The organism is Sporomusaceae bacterium, from assembly GCA_031460455.1.
Taxonomy (GTDB): Bacteria; Bacillota; Negativicutes; order Sporomusales; family UBA7701; genus Anaeroselena.
In genome coordinates this window covers 83,437-100,514 of sequence record JAVKTQ010000009.1, presented here as the reverse complement: position 1 = coordinate 100,514, position 17,078 = coordinate 83,437, and the positions used below count along the sequence as shown (strand labels likewise).

The window sequence follows — 17,078 nt, the reverse complement described above, 5'->3', positions numbered from 1 at the left end:
GCGGCGGCGCTGGAGTAACAGGGACAATATTGGGGTGAAATATTCTGGACAAACGGACGGACTACGCGATTTTCCTGCTGCTTGCCCTGGTGGCGACGCTGTGGGGGATAAATGTGATAATGATCAAGTATCTGACGAAGTTTTTTCCGCCGCTGGCGCTGGCGCCCATCCGCCTGGCGCTGGCGGTGGGCGTGCTTTTCCCGATGGTGTTGTACAAGCACGGGTACCATAGGCTTTCGCGCGAGGCGTGGCTGATGGCGGGCGGTTCGGCGGCCTTTACGATTTTCCTTCACCAGATTACGATGTCGTGGGGGCTTGCCGAGACGAGCGGGACGCACGGGGCGCTGATCCTCGGCTTGAGCCCGCTATTTGTGGCGCTGCTGGCGAGCCGCCTGATGCATGAGCCGTTTACCTGGCAGAAGGGGCTGGGGATCATGCTGGGCTTCGGCGGGGTGCTGCTGGTGGTGGCGGGCGATACGCGCGGCGCGGCGAGCCTGGCCGGCGATGCGGTGATGGTCGCGTCGATGCTGGCGTTCGTGGCCGGGACGTTTTTTATCAAGCGCGGCACGGCGCTGGTGTCGCCGCTGCTGGTGACGGCTTATAGCATGCTTATGGGGTCGGCCTTGCTGATTGCGCTCGGTTTATTTACGAACGAGGCGTGGTATTACGAGGGGGCGTTTGCGCCAGCGCCGCTGGCGGTGTTGGCGTTCTCAAGCTTCGTGAATACCGCTCTGGGAGCGGTGTGGTGGAATATGGGCATCCAGCGGGTGGGGGCGTCGACGACGACGCTTTTCCAGAACGGCATCCCGGTGGCGGGGGTGTTCATGGCGGCGCTGTGGCTCGGCGAGGAACTGCACTGGAACCATCTGGCGGCGCTGGCGCTGGTGCTGGCCGGGGTCTGCCTGGGGACCGGGGTGCTGGGGCTCGGCCGGGCGAAAGAGAAGGGATAGAGCGATCTTGTCACGGAAGCAAGCAATCCGCCGTCGGCGGATTGCTTTTTTGTTGTGGACTAGAAGAGGGTGCGCTGCGCGGGGTTGGCCGCTAGACGGTCGGAAAGAAGCAAGGCGGAGGAAGTCCCCCCGCCTTGCTTCGCGCGGCGCTAGGTTCAGTCTTTGACATAGATGGGATCGTCGAGGAGGTTCCAGATGAGTTTGGAGATGAGGGCCATGTCGTTGAAGATGAGGATGTTGTTGTCGTCGTAGCCAAGGTGTTCCTCGGGGACGTTTTTGGTCATCATGCAGAGAATGTAGTCGCGTTGGCGGCCGAAGACGATGCCGCAGTCGTGGAGGGCGCCGCCAAGTTCGCCGGTTTTGTGGGCGATTTTGAGGTCGTGGGGGAGATTGGCGGGGATGCGCTCGTTCCACTGCTGGCGGGCGAGGATGTCGAGCATTTTCTGGTCGCTTTCCGGGTCGACGCATTCTTTGTTGTAGAGTTTTTCGAGGATGATGGCCATGTCTTTGGGGGAGGTGTAGTTTTCGCGGCCGGCTTTAGCGGCGGCGGAGTCGAGCATTCTTCTGGCGAGGACGGTTTCGGTGCAGCCGAGTTTTTTGATGAGGGCGTTGACGTTGTCCATGCCGAGTTTGGGGATGAGGAGGTTGGTGGCGGTGTTGTCGCTGACGACGATCATTTGCTCGACGAGTTCGCCGACGGTTACTTTGGTGCCTGCGGGGACCTTATCGAGGGAGCCCCAGGCGTACTGATCGCTTTTGGTGATGGTGACGACTTCGCTGAAGTCGAGCTTGCCCTGCTTCTTCTGGTTGAAGGCTTCGGCCATGATGAATACTTTGATAAGGCTGGCGGCTTTGTGGCGCATGGGGTTGAGGTAGGTGTACAGGCCGGAGTCGAGGTCCTTGACGTAGATGGAGTGGTAGGTGGTTTGGTCTTTGCATTCTTTTTTGATCTGGTCGGCAAGCCACTTTGAGGTAAGGAGGTCGCCGGCGCTCGCCGTGCCGGGCAGAACAGCCACGGCCACGAGCATGAGGGTGGTGAATACCGCTACCGTCAGTTTGGTGTTCATTGTTACTCTCCTTTCGCTTTTGGGGTTGAGCCGCGGGAAGTACCAGGCTTTACGAGGTTTTGGCCAATCCCTCCTTTCAAAAAGAAAATCCAGCAACAAAGTTGACCTTTGTTGCTGGATTTCATTTACGCTCAATAAATGAAGCAGCACTTTATAGGCTGGGGAAAACGGTGTAAGATTTATGACAATATTTACCTTCGCTCTGACGGCAAAAACTCCTCCTTGGGCGAAGATTATTTTGGAGGAGATTGACGGGGGAGCGCGTGCGGGGGACGAGGAGAGCGGGGCTGCCCCCGCTCTTTCGTGTTTCGGGTTAGTTTTTAGGGGCTTTTGTTGCGGCGAATTCGGCTTTGACTTTTTTGAGGAGTTCGGGGTTGGTTATGAGGTCGTAGCCGGCGGCGGCGAGGGTTTTGGCGGCGACGATTACGGCTGCGTGGCCTGCGGCGGTGGTGCCGGCCTGGACGTAGGCCTGGGAGTGGCCGGGGGTGCCGACAGGGACGAAGGCGATGCCGAGTTCGGCGCCGGGGACGCGGAAGGTGACGGAGCCGAAGTCGGTGGAGCCGGTGCTCTCGGGCGGCGGGAGGATCTGCTTGGCGTCCAGGGCTTTGGCGTTTTCGAGCAGGAGTTCGCTGAGGCTGTCGAGGATGACTTTGTTGTCGTAGGCTTTGATTTCTTTGATGGTGACTTTGGTGCCGGTGATCATGGCGGCGCCGTTGGCGATGTTGTAGACGCGCTCGACGACGGTGTCGAGGTAGGTGCGGTCGGCGCTGCGGACATAGAAGCGGGCGGCGGCCCGCTCGGGGACGATGTTGGCGGCGGCGCCGCCGTCGGTGACGATGCCGTGGATGCGGACGTCGGAGCGGACGTGCTCACGGAGGTATTCCATGCCGTTGAAGAGCATCATGACGCCGTCGAGGGCGCTGATGCCTTTTTCGGGCGAGGCGGCGGCGTGGGAGGCTTTGCCTTCGAAGATGAAGTCGATGAGGTTGAGGGCGAGCGATTTGGCGCCTACGGTGGTGCGGTCGCCGGGATGGGTCATGAGGGCGACGTCGAGCCTGTCGAAGAGGCCGGCGGCGACCATGGGCAGTTTGCCGCTGGTGGTTTCTTCGGCGGGGGTGCCGTAGACGACGATGGTGGCGGGGATGTCGCCGAGGCTTTTGGCGAGGGCGATGCCTGCGCCGACGCCGGCGGAGGCTATGATGTTGTGGCCGCAGCCGTGGCCGAGTTTGTCGAGGGCGTCGTATTCGGCGAGGAAGCCGATGGTGGGGCCGCCGGTTTTGTTGACATAGGTGGCGACGAAGGCGGTTTTGAGGCCGGCGACGCCGGTTTCAACCTTGAAACCGTTTTCCTCGAGCGTCTTGGTTAGCAGTTCGACGGCTTTGAATTCTTTGTTGCCGGTTTCGGGGTTGTCGTGGATGAAGTCGTTGATCTGGAGGAGTTTTTGCTGCATGGCGTCGACGTTGGCGTAGACGTCCTGCTTGCCGGCAGCGAGGCATACGCCGGCCGACATAAGAACGAGCGCCATGACGACAATCAGCACTTTTTTCCACATGGTCATTTCCCCCTTTATAGTAGGCTTATAGCCATATTTTACCACGGAAAGGAGCGGCGGGGAATAGGGGGAGGATGTGTTGTGCGGCCAGAGGCAAGCCACGAAAAATATTTTTGTAAAAATGCCGCTTTGGACGAAAAGTGGACTTTTAGTGGACTGTTTGGGCGAAATGGTGTGATATGATGGTATCGTGAAGAAGACCGCCAAGGGGGCGGCCTTCTATTTTTTATGCCGGAAAACGGCGAGAAGGGGTGGAGTGAAGATGAACGCGAGAAGCAGAGAGGAAGAGTATTTGAGGAGGATGAAGGCGCTGGGGTATGAGCCGAGCCTGGCGGGGATGGATGACGAGGACATCGAGTGGGAGCTTGGCAAAATGGATGAAGCCAACCGGAGGCGGGAGGCTGAATGGCGGCAGCCGGTGTACCGGCCGGTGGACCCTGGGCTGAAGGCGCGGATTCTGCGCATGTTCGGCCAGCCGTACGATGAGAGTGCGATACCCAAGGGGCAGGAGTTTTATCTCAACGGCTGGGACAACGGGGAGGATGAGGAGGAATGGCCTGCGCTGAAACCTGAACCGCGCGTGCCAACGCCACCCGGCAACAGGGAGATGAAGCCGGATTTGCATGGGATTACGTACGATCCGGAGACAGGGAAGATTACGCCTAATGAAAACGGCGGTTTCGAAATGAAAGGATGGGAGCTGCTGGGGCAAAGGCCGTTCTGGAAAAACGCTGCCGATATATTTTCCCCCAGCCGTGGTGATGCGTTCAGGCCGCTGAGCTATACGGCAGGCGGTAATGACGTTAACACCGACGGGCGAGGGACGAATACGGCAGCCGCCAGTCCCTACGCGGGCGGGTATGCGGACGGCGGGGCATACGGGGATATGACGCTGCCGCAGGGGGAGCGTCAAGCACCAGGTAATAACGTAACTGGTGGAGGTGCAAAGGATGCGGGTACCAACCGCGGTTTAACTGGTTATTTGGACAAATTGGGTGAGAGGGAATCAAGCAACGACTATAGAGCCAGGAACAAAGAATACGGTTATATCGGTAAGTATCAAATGGGAGACGCGGCGTTGGCTGATGCAGGTTTCTATTACGACTACCTTGACGATGGGGCACCAAAAGCTAACTACAGCAATAAGTTCAATGGAACATGGACGGATAAGGCAAAGGCGTATGGAGTCAATTCTTACGAGGATTTCCTCAATAGCCCGGAGGCACAGGAAGCTGCTATAAGGGCATCCATCAAGAAAAACTGGGAGTATATCCGAAATAACGGCTATGACAAGTACATAGGGAAAGAAATCCACGGCGTCAAGGTGTCGGCGTCCGGGTTGCTGGCGGCCTGTCACCTTGTTGGCATCGGCGATTTAGGGAAATTACTGGAGGGCGGGAGTATTCCTGCTGACGGTTTCGGCACGAAAGGGACTGAATACCTGGAGAAGAAGGCGGGGTTTGACTTGACGGAGATATTGGGATATAATCCAGATAAAGAATGACAAAAATAGGAAGTTGAGCGAGGGATGTGTCGTGAAGAGGAGCATCGTCGTCATTGTTGTCGTTGTGGCAATGGGCGCGGTGCTCCTTTTTGCCGCGCAGGACGGGGACAAGGCCCCTGAAGCGTCCGCGAAGCAGGAAGCCGTCGTCAACGAGGCGGCAGCAAAAAGCAAACCCGGGCTTCCAGACTACTCGGCCAATATCCGCGCTGAGTCTATGAAAATTTACGGGGATAAAATCGAGTGGCTGGATTTCTCGACGACGGATTTCGCCGAAGAGAGAAGCCTTATAAGGAGACACTACGCTGCTGACTTTGAAAAAGCGGAAGCGATTACAAAGCAGACTGTCCTTATAGCGATAGCCAAAGCGGATCTCAACAACGACGGCAGGCTGGATTTGGTTTGGAAGTTACTCCATCCGTTCTATCACGGCGTGAGCACGTCGGCAACCCTGGGGATTTCTTATTATGATGATAGCGATAGGTTGAATCATGTCGGGCACTTTGTGATCCAGGCGGTTCCGATCGGTGTGCGGGCCAGCGATATTTCTCCCTGGAAGGAATTGATATTAGGGTTAAGATTATACAGATGGGACGGTAAAAGTTACAAGCTCATAGTCGTGCCGGTCGAAACGTTGGCGGACGAGAAGCATTTTAAGGTGACGAAGGACGTAGACTACCGCTATACGATCAGAATTTTTGACGAGGAAAAGGAAGAAATCTACTTTGACAGACCCTTGACCGGGCCGACAGTTACGATGTACAACGACAATATCGTGCGAATCCGCAAGGTATACCACCCCGGAAACAGCAGCAGCGAGTATTATGATATCAAAGCTAAGAAACGCTCGGACAGGTATGATGAAGTATTGGCCGAGAACGGCAATCGGGTCGTTTATATAGCGAGCGCCGATACGCTGATAATACGGGACATGTTTGACAACAAGGGCTATTACAAAGAAGTAAAAATGAAACAGAAATTCACGACACTGGTGGAAGTACGTCGAAAGGCAGTTTTGAAGGTGGAGTGGGGGAAGCCCGACGTGATCGTCGTGCAGTACCTGGCCGGCCCGGAGCGCCGCGTGGTGACGGAGGAGATTGTCCTCGATTAGCAAAACTCCCGGAGAAATCCGGGAGTTTTTTTGTTTTTCCGTGTCTTTTCCGCCTGCGGCGTCCCCGGCGTTGGGGCGACCCCCCCGTGCCAGAGCGAGGCCGGCGGCCGCTACTTGGCGAAGGAGCCGGTACGTGCGCAAGTTCTTAGCGCTTTAGCGCTTAGAACTGCGGCCTGCCCCTTGCGGGTACAGCACCGCACGAGCAGCCATGGACGGCCGCGAGAAGCGACAATTGAACATGGACGTGAATTTGGTGCTGCTACGGTGCTGTCGCCGATGAGGTTAGCAATTTCGCCGCCATCATCGCTTGGGTGACCAGTACCGGGGGAAGTCGCAAACAATATCATAAAGAAGGCAAAAAGTATTCAAAGGTTTTTTTTCATATTTACAGAATTCAAACACAAAACCATAAAATGGAGAATAATAAATGAGTAAAGATTGGAAAGAAATTTTTTTATCTTCAGGGCTTCCGCTTGAGCATGATGTCAGGCAGACTTTGGAGGAGTTGAACATTTCGCATCCATCAGAGTATAAATATGAACGATTAAATGAGAATGGGATTCCAATTACATTTTCTACAGATATTTTTGGCCAAAAAGAATACGATTCAAAATTAAAATTAAACATTTTTATAGAGTGTAAATATCGCCATGATAATACAAAGTGGGTATTTACACCTGATCGATATGAATTCTTTTATTGTGAATTTTGCGAAACATTTACCAGTCTTGATATATTGTCCACATATAAATTAAACTATGGGCGATTCAATAATCAGGAATATAGCCTCTGTTATAAAGGAGTGGAATTACTACGTGACAATAGTAATCCTAAAGCGATTAAAGAAGGTATTCAGCAACTGAAATTTGCTGTGATTGATAATTTGATTCACAGCCTTGATATCCAATTAGCCTCATTCGGCTACAAGACACCAATATTTGTTTTAGTACCTATTATTGTAACTACAGCGGAATTATGGCGAATAAAAGAGGGTTTATCGATTAATGACATTAGACAGGCTAAAAATATTGAAGAAGTCGCCGAACAAAAAGATATTGTCATACTTCGCGAGACACCAGATAACGAATTGAATCGCTTTACTAGAGAAAAATTCAAAGAGATTTTTAATGAGGAAAAAATACGAAAATTTAACCAGCCTCTTGCCACTTCGATGTATGGTAGATTTGAACATTATGTCGATTGGGTAGCCAATAATTATCCATCCATGTATGTTATTTTGAATTACGCAACATTTAAGTCCAAAATGTCAAATTTAATTAACTTTTTCGGCTCGTTTGATATGGTGAAGACTAAAGAATGAAAACAAGACCTTTTCTTGTACTGCCGGAAGGCGTTTCAAAAGCTCCAGATGCAAGGCGCACCGGAGGATGACACCGGAAGCGTACACGAACGTACGCTGAGGATGGCAGCCGAGGAGCAACGCCGCAGATGGATTTTTGAAGCGCCTTCCCCTATTGACAGGCACAAAATGTAGGTGGTAGAATATTGACAATAACATAATAGCCTTTAAACTGGTCCTGTGAGACCGGGAAGGATCTGATGCCGAGGGATTGGCCTTCTTGCGTGCTCACACGCGGGGAGGCTATTGTGATAATATGGTACCTTTAAGCTGGTCCTGCGAGGCCGGGAAGGGAACTATACGAAGGGTTTGTATGGCCTTCTCGCGCCTTGGTGTGCCGAGAGGGCTTTAATTTGTCCGGGAAGCGGGGAGCCAGGCTTGGGTATCATATGGAAGAGAGAACGGGAGGAGAGAGGCTGATGACGAAAAGCCAGGTTTCGCTGCGCGGACGGGATATTTTGGAGCTGCAGGGCATGAGCGTGCCGGAGATGGAGCTGATTCTCGACACGGCCCGCGAGATGAAGAATATCATCGACCGGGATATTAAGAAGGTGCCGACGCTGAGGGGCAAGTCGATCGTGAATCTGTTCTTCGAGCCGAGTACGCGGACGAGGACTTCTTTCGAGCTGGCCGGCAAGTATCTGGGGGCGGATGTGGTGAATATCACGACAAGCGCCTCTAGCGTGGTGAAGGGCGAGAGCCTGCGGGACACGCTGCTGACGGTGGAGGCGATGGGGGTGGATGTGATCGTGATGCGTCACGAGGCCGAGGGGTCGTCGCATTACGCGGCCAAGGTGGTGAAGCCGGTGATCGTTAATGCCGGCGACGGGCAGCACGAGCATCCGACCCAGGGTCTGCTGGATATGTTTTCGATCAAGGAGAAGAAGGGCGATATCGCCGGGCTGAAGGTGGCGATCGTGGGCGATATCCTCCACAGCCGGGTGGCGCGCTCGAATATCTGGGCGCTCTTAAAGCTGGGGGCCGAGGTGCGGGTGGCGGGTCCGCGGACGCTGCTGCCCCGCGATATGGACCGGATGGGTGTGCAGGTGTACGACCGGGTGGAGCCGGCGCTGGAGGGGGCGGATGTGGTGAATATCCTCCGTATCCAGAAGGAGCGGCAGCAGAAGGGGCTTTTCCCGACGGCCCGCGAGTATGCGCGCATTTTCGGGATAAATAAGGCGAGGCTGAATCTGGCCAAGCCGGACGCGCTGGTGATGCATCCCGGCCCGATGAACCGGGGGCTGGAGATCTCGCCTGATGTGGCGTACAGCGATCAGTCGGTCATCCAGGAGCAGGTGAAGAACGGCCTGGCTGTGCGAATGGCGATTCTGTTCCTTGTGCTGATGGGAGGGACTAAAGTTGAAACTACTGCTTAAGGGCGGCCGGATAATCGACCCGGCGCAGAAGCTTGATAAGGTTGGCGATGTTTTGATCGAGGACGGCGTGATCGCGAGGATCGGCGGCGATATCGACGCCGGCGGGGCGGAGGTTTTCGACGCCCGCGGTCTGGTGGTAGCGCCCGGTTTTATCGATATGCACGCGCATCTGCGCGAGCCCGGCCAGGAGGCGAAGGAGGATTTCGCTTCGGGGACGCGGGCGGCTGCGGCCGGCGGGTTTACGACGGTGTGCAGTATGCCGAACACGCGGCCGGCGGTGGATAACGCGGTGCTGGTGAACGGCCTGATGCGCCGCGCCGAGCTCGAGGGCGTTGTGAATGTGAAGGTGATCGGCGCGCTGACGAAGGGCCAGGAGGGCAAGGAGCTGGCGGAGGTCGGCGATATGCTGCTGGCCGGGGCGGTGGCGCTGTCGGACGACGGCCACCATGTGAACAGCGCCCGCATCCTGCGGACGGGGCTGGAGTACGCCGGTATGTTCGGCGGGCTGATTATCTCGCACGCGGAGGAGGAGTCGCTGGTCGAGGACGGCTTTATGCACGAGGGCGCGGTGTCGGCGATGCTGGGCCTGAAGGGCCGGCCGGCGGTGGCCGAGGATATCGCGGTAGGCCGCGATATTATGCTGGCGGAGTATACGGGCGGCAGGCTGCATGTGGCCCATGTGAGCACGGCGGGGGCGGTGGAACTTATCCGCCGGGCCAAGGCGCGGGGCGCGAAGGTGACGGCCGAGGCTACGCCCCATAATCTGACGCTGACGGATGAGGCAGTGGTCGGCTACGACCCGGCGACGAAGGTGAATCCGCCGCTGCGGTCGCGCGAGCATGTGGACGCGCTGGTGGCCGGGCTGAAGGACGGGACGATCGATTGTATCGCGACCGACCATGCGCCGCACGCTTATGAGGAGAAGGATATGGAGTTCCGCTACGCGCCAAGCGGGTTCGCTGGCCTGGAGACGGCGGCGGGCGTGGTGCTGACGGGGCTTTACCACAGCGGCAAGCTGACGCTGCCGGAGGTCGTGGAGAAGCTGACGGCGGCGCCGGCGCGCGTGCTCGGCCTGGAGGCGGGCAGCCTGAAGGCGGGGGCGGCGGCCGATATTACGGTGCTGGACCCGGAGGCGGAGTGGACGGTGGAAAGCGAGAGGTTTTATACGCGGGGCAAATGCACCCCGTTTGAGGGTAAGCGGCTTAAAGGCAGGGCGGTGGCGACGATTGTCGGCGGACGCTTTGCGATGAGGAACGGGGAGGTGTGCGGATGATAGGAAAGCTTATTCTGGAGGACGGCAGCGTTTTCGCCGGCGAGGTGATAAGCCGCGAGCGGGCGGTGGGCGAGGTTGTGTTCAACACGGGCATGACCGGCTACCAGGAGGTGCTGACCGATCCTTCGTACTGCGGCCAGATCGTGACGATGACGTATCCGCTGATCGGCAATTACGGTACGGCGGCGATATACGACCAGGCGATAAAGTCTTATGTGCGGGGGTTCGTGATCAGCGAGCTGGCCGGCGAGCCGAGCAACTGGCAGACGGAGTGCAGCCTGCCGCAGTATCTGCTGAGCCGCGGCATCCCGTGCATCCACGGGGTGGATACGCGGGCGGTGACGCGCCGCATCCGCTCGGCGGGGACGATGAAGGGTGTTATCGTGCCCGCGGAGGCGGGGGCGGAGGAGATAAAGGCACTGTTCGGCCGCCCGCCGGAGCTCGATGTGGTGGCGGAGGTGACGCCCAAGGAGGTGTACCGCATGCCGGCCGAGGGGCCGCGGGTGGCGGTGCTGGATTACGGCATCAAACGCAATATCCTGAATTCGCTGGTGAAGGCGGGCTGCGACCTGACGGTGTTCCCGGCCGATACGCCGGCGGCGGAGATCTTGGGCCGCGGGTTCGCGGGGGTGTTTCTGTCGAACGGCCCGGGCGACCCGAAGGATGTGCCGAAGTCGATTCAGGCGGTGAAGGAACTGATGGGCAGGAAGCCGATTTTCGGCATCTGCCTGGGGCACCAGCTGCTGGCGCTGGCATCGGGCGCTGATACGTACAAGCTGAAGTTCGGCCACCGCGGCGCGAATCATCCTGTGAAGGATGTGGCGACCGGCCGGGTGTATATAACGTCGCAGAACCACGGCTACGCGGTGGCGGAGGCGACGCTGGACGGCAAGGATTATATCGTGACCCACCGGGCGGTGAACGACGGGACGATCGAGGGGATGAAGCACAAGGCGCTGCCGATCTTTTCGGTGCAGTACCACCCTGAGGCGGCGCCGGGACCGGACGATAACACGTATTTATTCGCCGAATATATGGAGCTGCTGCGGAAGGAGGGGTAAAGGTGCCGAAGAATACTAAGCTGAAGAAGGTTATGGTTATCGGGTCGGGGCCGATCGTGATCGGCCAGGCGGCCGAGTTCGACTACGCCGGCACCCAGGCCTGCCGGGCCCTCAAGGAGGAGGGCCTCGAGGTGGTGCTGATAAACTCCAACCCGGCAACGATTATGACGGATGCGAATATCGCCGACCGGGTGTATATCGAGCCGATCACCCCTGAGTTCGTGGCCGAGGTTATCGATAAGGAGCGGCCGGACGGGCTGCTGCCGACGCTCGGCGGCCAGGTGGGACTGAATATGGCGGTCGAGGTGGCGAAGCGCGGCGTGCTGGAAAAGTACGGCGTGGTGCTGCTGGGGACGCCGCTGGAGGCGATCAGGAAGGCCGAGGATCGCGAGCTTTTCAAGCAGACGATGGAGGAGATCGGCCAGCCGGTGCCGGAGAGCGTGATCGTGGAGGACTTGGCGAGCGCGCAGGCGTTCGCGGCCAAGATCGGCTTCCCGCTCATCGTCCGGCCGGCTTATACGCTGGGCGGCACGGGCGGCGGCATCGCGGCGAACGATGCCGAGCTGAGGGATATCGTCATCCGCGGTCTGAAGCACAGCCCCATCGGCCAGGTGCTGGTGGAGCGGAGCGTGGCCGGCTGGAAGGAGATCGAGTACGAGGTGATGCGGGATGCGAACAATACCTGCATCACGGTCTGTAATATGGAGAATTTCGACCCGGTGGGCATCCACACTGGCGACAGCATCGTGGTGGCGCCGTCGCAGACGCTGACCGACTACGAGTACCAGATGCTGCGGACGGCGTCGCTGACGATCATCCGCGCGCTGGGCATCGAGGGGGGCTGCAACGTGCAGTATGCTCTCGACCCGCACAGCACTCAGTATTACGTCATCGAGGTCAATCCGCGGGTGAGCCGTTCGTCGGCGCTGGCGTCGAAGGCGACGGGTTACCCGATCGCCAAGGTGGCGAGCAAGATCGCCATCGGCTACCACCTGGACGAGATTGTGAATGCGGTGACGGAGAAAACCAAGGCCTGCCACGAGCCGACGCTCGACTACTGCGTGGTGAAGTTCCCGCGCTGGCCGTTCGATAAGTTCAATTTCGCCGACCGCATCCTCGGCACGCAGATGAAGGCGACAGGCGAGGTGATGGCGATCGACCGGTCGTTCGAGGGGGCGCTTTTAAAGGCGGTCCGCTCGCTGGAGATCGGCCTGCATCGCCTTCATATCCCGGAGATTGCCGCGCTGAGCACCGAGAAGGTCCGCGACAACCTGAAGCTGGCCAACGACGAGCGGGCGTTTGTGATTGCCGAGGCGCTGCGCCGCGGCATAAGCATCGAGGATATTTGCAAGGTGACGGCGATCGACCGCTGGTTCATCGGCAAGATCGCCGCTATCGTGGCGATGGAAAAACGGCTGAAGGAGCAGAACCTGACCGGCGAACTGCTGGCGGCGGCCAAGAAGATGGGTTTTGCCGACCGCTCGATCGCCGAGCTGACGGGCTGCACGACCGACTATATCCGCCAGCTCCGCAAGGATAAAGGGATAACGCCGTGCTATAAGATGGTGGATACGTGCGCGGCCGAGTTCGAGGCGGTGACGCCTTACTACTACTCGACGTACGCCCAGGAGGACGAGGTGACGACGACCGGCCGCCGCAAGGTGCTGGTGCTGGGGTCGGGCCCGATCCGCATCGGCCAGGGGATCGAGTTCGACTACTGCTCGGTCCATTCGGTGTGGGCTCTCCGCGATATGGGCTTCGAGTCGATCATCGTGAATAACAACCCCGAGACGGTGAGCACCGATTTCGATACGTCGGACCGGCTGTATTTCGAGCCGCTGACGGCCGAGGACGTGCTGAACATCGTCGAGAAGGAGAAGCCGGAGGGGGTAATCGTCCAGTTCGGCGGCCAGACGGCGATCAACCTGGCCGGGCCGCTGGCCAGGGCCGGGGTGCCGATCTTCGGCACGGCGGTGGGCGATATCGACCAGGCGGAGGACCGCGAGAAGTTCGACGCGCTGCTGGAGAGGCTGGGCATCCCGCGGCCGAAGGGCACGACGGTGACGAATGCCGAGGAGGCGGTGGCCGCGGCCGGGAAGGTGGGCTTCCCGGTGGTGGTGAGGCCGTCTTATGTGCTGGGCGGCCGGGCGATGGAGATCGTCTATAATGTCGCCGAGCTGATGGATTATATGCGCTACGCCGTGAAGGCTTCCGCCGAGCACCCGGTGCTGGTCGACCGCTATATGATGGGCACCGAGGTGGAGGTGGACGCGATCGCCGACGGGACGGAGGTGCTGATCCCCGGCATCATGGAGCATGTGGAGCGGGCCGGGGTGCACTCGGGCGACAGCATCGCTGTGTATCCGCCGCAGACGCTTTCGCAGGCGGTAATGGACACGATCGTCGAATATACGAATAAGCTGGCCCTCGCCCTGAAGGTGAAGGGGCTGATCAACATCCAGTATGTGGTGGTGGACGAGGCGGTGTACGTGCTGGAGGTCAACCCGCGCTCGAGCCGCACCATCCCTTTCCTGAGCAAGGTGACCAATGTGCCGATGGTCGATCTGGCGACCAAGGCGGCGATGGGCGTCACGCTCAGGGAGATGGGCTACGCGGGCGGGCTGCTGCCCAACCAGGAGTATACGGCGGTGAAGGCGCCGGTGTTCTCGTTCGCCAAGATGCAGCAGGTGGATATATCGCTGGGGCCGGAGATGAAGTCGACCGGCGAGGTGATGGGCGTGGACTTCAACTACGCGCGGGCGCTTTATAAGGCGATCACGGCGGCGGGAATGAACATCCCTGCCTCCGGCGCGGTGCTGTTCACCGTCGCCGACAAAGACAAGGAAGAGGCCGGGGAACTGGCGAAAAGTTTTGTCGAGCTGGGCTATAAGCTGATTGCGACCGAGGGGACGGCCAGGTACCTGCAGGGACTGGGCCTGGAAGTATATACGGTTTTCAAGGTGCGCGAATCGGGCATAAATATCATCGATCTTATCAAGGCCGGCAAGATAAATATGGTTATCAACACCCTGACCCAGGGCAAGGAGCCGGAGCGGGACGGGTTCCGCATCCGCCGGGCGACGGTGGAGCACGCCATCCCCTGCCTGACGTCGATCGACACGGCCAACGAGGTGCTGCGGGTGCTGGAGGTAATGAAGGAGCGGCGGCTGGTGTATGTGCTCGCCCTCCAGGATTACGTGGGGGGAGGAGACGCGCTTGTCTAAGACTGTGGCCGACGGCATCGTCATCGAGCATTTCAGCCTCGCACCGATGATCAAGCGGCTGACTCTCGGCGCGCCGGCAATCGCCAGGACGGCGAAGCCCGGCCAGTTCGTGCATGTGCGGGTGGGGGAGAGCTATCACCCGCTGCTGCGCAGGCCGCTGAGCATCGCCGAGGTAGACCGCGAGGTGGGCAATATCACGGTGATTTACCGCATCGTCGGCCAGGGGACGGCCCTGCTGGCGTCGCTGCCGCCGGGCGAGTTCGTGGACTGCATGGGCCCGCTGGGCAACGGTTTCGATATGAACACCGAACGGCCGCTGCTGGTGGGCGGCGGCATGGGTCTGGCGCCGCTGCTGTTCCTGGCCAAGGCGCTTTGCCCCAAGCCGGTGACGGCGCTGATGGGCGGACGGACGAAGGAGGAGCTGTGGTGGCGGAATGTTTTTCTCGGCGCCTGCCGCAGCATCCATGTGACGACCGACGACGGTTCGATGGGGCGCAAGGGGTTCACGGTCAACCTGCTGCCCGAGCTGCTGGAGAATTGCAAGTATGACCGCATTTACGCCTGCGGCCCCCTGCGGATGATGGAGGGGGTGGCGAGGCTGGCGAGAGATAAGGGCATCCCGTGTCAGATTTCGTTCGAGGACCATATGGCCTGCGGCGTGGGGGCGTGCCTGTCGTGCACGTGCGCCGGCACCGACGGCAAGCGCCGCAAGGTGTGCAGCGACGGCCCGGTGTTCTGGGCGGAGGAGGTGCTTGAGCTGTGATGTTGGCGGTCGATATTGCGGGCATCAAGATGAAGACGCCGGTGATGACGGCGTCGGGCACGTTCGGCTCGGGGCCGGAGTACGCCGATTTCGTCGATTTGAACAAGATCGGCGCGATCGTGGTCAAGGGGACGACGCTGACGCCGCGCGACGGCAACAAGGGGCGGCGCATCGCCGAGACGCCGGCCGGGATGCTCAACTGCATCGGGCTGGAGAATCCGGGGGCGGACGAGTTCGTGAGCCGCATTCTGCCGGGGCTGGCGGCGTACGACGCGCCGATAATCGTCAATATCGCCGGCGCGACGACAGACGAGTTCGCCGAGCTGGCAAGGCGCCTGAGTGTGCCGGGGGTGGCGGGCCTGGAGCTGAACATCTCCTGCCCGAACGTCAAGGAGGGCGGCATCGCTTTCGGCACAGACTGCGCGAGCGCCGCAGCGGTCGTGTCGGCGGTGCGCAGGAACACGCGCCTGCCGGTGATCACCAAGCTGTCGCCGAATGTGACCGATATCGTGAGCATCGCCAAGGCGGCCGAGGATGCCGGCAGCGACGCGGTGTCGCTCATCAATACGCTGCTGGGGATGTCGATCGATATTCGCCGGTGGCGGCCGGAGCTGGGCAATGTGCTGGGCGGCCTGTCGGGGCCGGCGATCAAGCCGGTGGCGCTCCGGATGGTTTGGCAGGTGGCGCGGGCGGTGAAGTGCCCGGTCATCGGCCTGGGCGGCATCATGACGGCTGAGGATGCGATCGAGTTCCTGCTGGCCGGGGCAAGCGCGGTGGCGGTGGGTACCGCCAACTTCGTCAACCCGCGGGCGAGCGTGGAGATTGCCGAGGGCATCAGGGATTACCTGGTGGAGCGCGGGATAAAACATGTGAGCGAGTTGGTCGGCCGGGTGAACGATAGTATTTAGGCTATACTGGGGCAGGCCGTTGATAGCCCCCTCTGCTGCGTACCCGCAAGGGGCAGGCCGCAGTTCTAGGCGCTGTCGCGCCAAGAACTTGCGCACTTGCTCCTCAACCCGCTTGCTTGCGTACGCACATAAGTACGCGGCGCTGCGCGGGTTTCCGGTGCGCCTTGCATATGGGGCTCTGAACGGCCTGCGCATAGGAACGGAAGGGACGGATGCGAGTGAGCGATAATCGTCTAATTGTGGCTCTTGACTTTCCCGATATCGATAAGGTCCAGAGGCTGGTGGCCGAGCTGGGCGACGCGGTGGGGCATTACAAGGTGGGGATGGAGCTTTTCTATGCCGTGGGCGGCGAGGCGGTCCGCTTTCTGCGTGCGGCCGGCAAGGAGGTTTTTCTCGATCTTAAGCTGCACGACATACCCAACACGGTGAGCCAGAGCGCCAAGGTGCTATCCTGGCTGGGGGCGACGATGGTCAATTTCCATGCGTCCGGCGGGTTGGCGATGATGAAGGGGGCCGCGACGGCGGCGGTGGAGGCGGCGGCGACGAGCGGCCGGCCGCGGCCGAAGCTGATCGCGGTGACGGTGCTGACGAGCATGGACGAGGCCGAGTGGACAAGGCTGAACTGCGCCCTGCCGATCGGTGTCCAGGCGGTCCGCCTGGCGGAGATGGCCCGGGAAGCCGGGCTGGACGGGGTGGTGGCGTCGCCTCAGGAGGCGGCCGCCATCCGGGCGGCGTGCGGGCCGGATTTCCTCATCGTGACGCCCGGCGTGCGGCCGGCCGGTAGCGCGGTCAACGATCAGAGCAGGGTGGCGACGCCGGCCGGGGCTTTAAGGGCCGGGGCCAGCCATCTGGTGGTGGGACGGCCGATCACGGCCGCGCCCGAGCCGCGGGCGGCGGCGCTGGCGATTTTGCGGGAAATGGAGGAGGCATAG

13 protein-coding genes are annotated in these 17,078 nt (G+C 59.6%); 11 read left to right on the top strand and 2 right to left on the bottom strand.

Annotated features, from left to right (window positions below):
• Positions 1–41: 41 nt before the first annotated feature.
• Complete coding sequence (locus tag RIN56_13940; GenBank protein MDR7867903.1) at positions 42–950, top strand: DMT family transporter; 909 nt, start codon at positions 42–44, stop codon at positions 948–950.
• Between the two features lie 155 nt (positions 951–1,105).
• On the opposite strand, the gene RIN56_13935 is transcribed toward RIN56_13940, so the two are convergent.
• Entirely contained in the window at positions 1,106–2,017 is a 912-nt protein-coding gene (locus RIN56_13935; GenBank protein MDR7867902.1) for a serine hydrolase, read from the bottom strand.
• Positions 2,018–2,330: 313 nt separating this feature from the next.
• Positions 2,331–3,569, bottom strand: coding sequence for a M20 family metallopeptidase (locus tag RIN56_13930; GenBank protein MDR7867901.1), 1,239 nt, complete (start codon positions 3,567–3,569; stop codon positions 2,331–2,333).
• A 190-nt stretch (positions 3,570–3,759) separates the two neighbouring features.
• Here RIN56_13930 and RIN56_13925 point away from each other — a divergent pair, with 190 nt between their 5' ends.
• The 10 genes from RIN56_13925 to pyrF all read left to right on the top strand — a co-directional run bounded on the left by RIN56_13925 (position 3,760) and on the right by pyrF (position 17,078).
• Positions 3,760–5,073, top strand: a complete 1,314-nt coding sequence (locus tag RIN56_13925; GenBank protein ID MDR7867900.1) for a hypothetical protein — start codon at positions 3,760–3,762, stop codon at positions 5,071–5,073.
• Between the two features lie 31 nt (positions 5,074–5,104).
• A complete protein-coding gene (locus tag RIN56_13920) occupies positions 5,105–6,181 on the top strand; it encodes a hypothetical protein (GenBank protein ID MDR7867899.1) in 1,077 nt (358 codons plus the stop codon).
• A 427-nt stretch (positions 6,182–6,608) separates the two neighbouring features.
• On the top strand, positions 6,609–7,502 hold the full coding sequence (locus RIN56_13915) for a hypothetical protein (protein MDR7867898.1): 894 nt from the start codon (positions 6,609–6,611) through the stop codon (positions 7,500–7,502).
• A 458-nt stretch (positions 7,503–7,960) separates the two neighbouring features.
• Positions 7,961–8,917, top strand: coding sequence for an aspartate carbamoyltransferase catalytic subunit (locus RIN56_13910; GenBank protein ID MDR7867897.1), 957 nt, complete (start codon positions 7,961–7,963; stop codon positions 8,915–8,917).
• A complete protein-coding gene (locus RIN56_13905) occupies positions 8,901–10,190 on the top strand; it encodes a dihydroorotase (GenBank protein ID MDR7867896.1) in 1,290 nt (429 codons plus the stop codon). The genes RIN56_13910 and RIN56_13905 overlap by 17 nt, the downstream gene beginning before the upstream one ends.
• On the top strand, positions 10,187–11,251 hold the full coding sequence (gene carA, locus RIN56_13900; protein MDR7867895.1) for a glutamine-hydrolyzing carbamoyl-phosphate synthase small subunit: 1,065 nt from the start codon (positions 10,187–10,189) through the stop codon (positions 11,249–11,251). The genes RIN56_13905 and carA overlap by 4 nt, the downstream gene beginning before the upstream one ends.
• A 2-nt stretch (positions 11,252–11,253) precedes the next feature.
• Positions 11,254–14,475 (top strand): carbamoyl-phosphate synthase large subunit, encoded by a 3,222-nt coding sequence (carB, locus tag RIN56_13895; GenBank protein MDR7867894.1) that lies wholly within the window; start codon positions 11,254–11,256, stop codon positions 14,473–14,475.
• 46 nt (positions 14,476–14,521) lie between these two features.
• Entirely contained in the window at positions 14,522–15,238 is a 717-nt protein-coding gene (locus RIN56_13890) for a dihydroorotate dehydrogenase electron transfer subunit (protein ID MDR7867893.1), read from the top strand.
• The gene (locus tag RIN56_13885; GenBank protein ID MDR7867892.1) at positions 15,238–16,146 is read left to right on the top strand and encodes a dihydroorotate dehydrogenase; all 909 of its coding nucleotides are present in this window, start codon (positions 15,238–15,240) and stop codon (positions 16,144–16,146) included. The genes RIN56_13890 and RIN56_13885 overlap by 1 nt, the downstream gene beginning before the upstream one ends.
• 212 nt (positions 16,147–16,358) lie before the next feature.
• The gene (gene pyrF / locus RIN56_13880) at positions 16,359–17,078 is read left to right on the top strand and encodes an orotidine-5'-phosphate decarboxylase (protein ID MDR7867891.1); all 720 of its coding nucleotides are present in this window, start codon (positions 16,359–16,361) and stop codon (positions 17,076–17,078) included.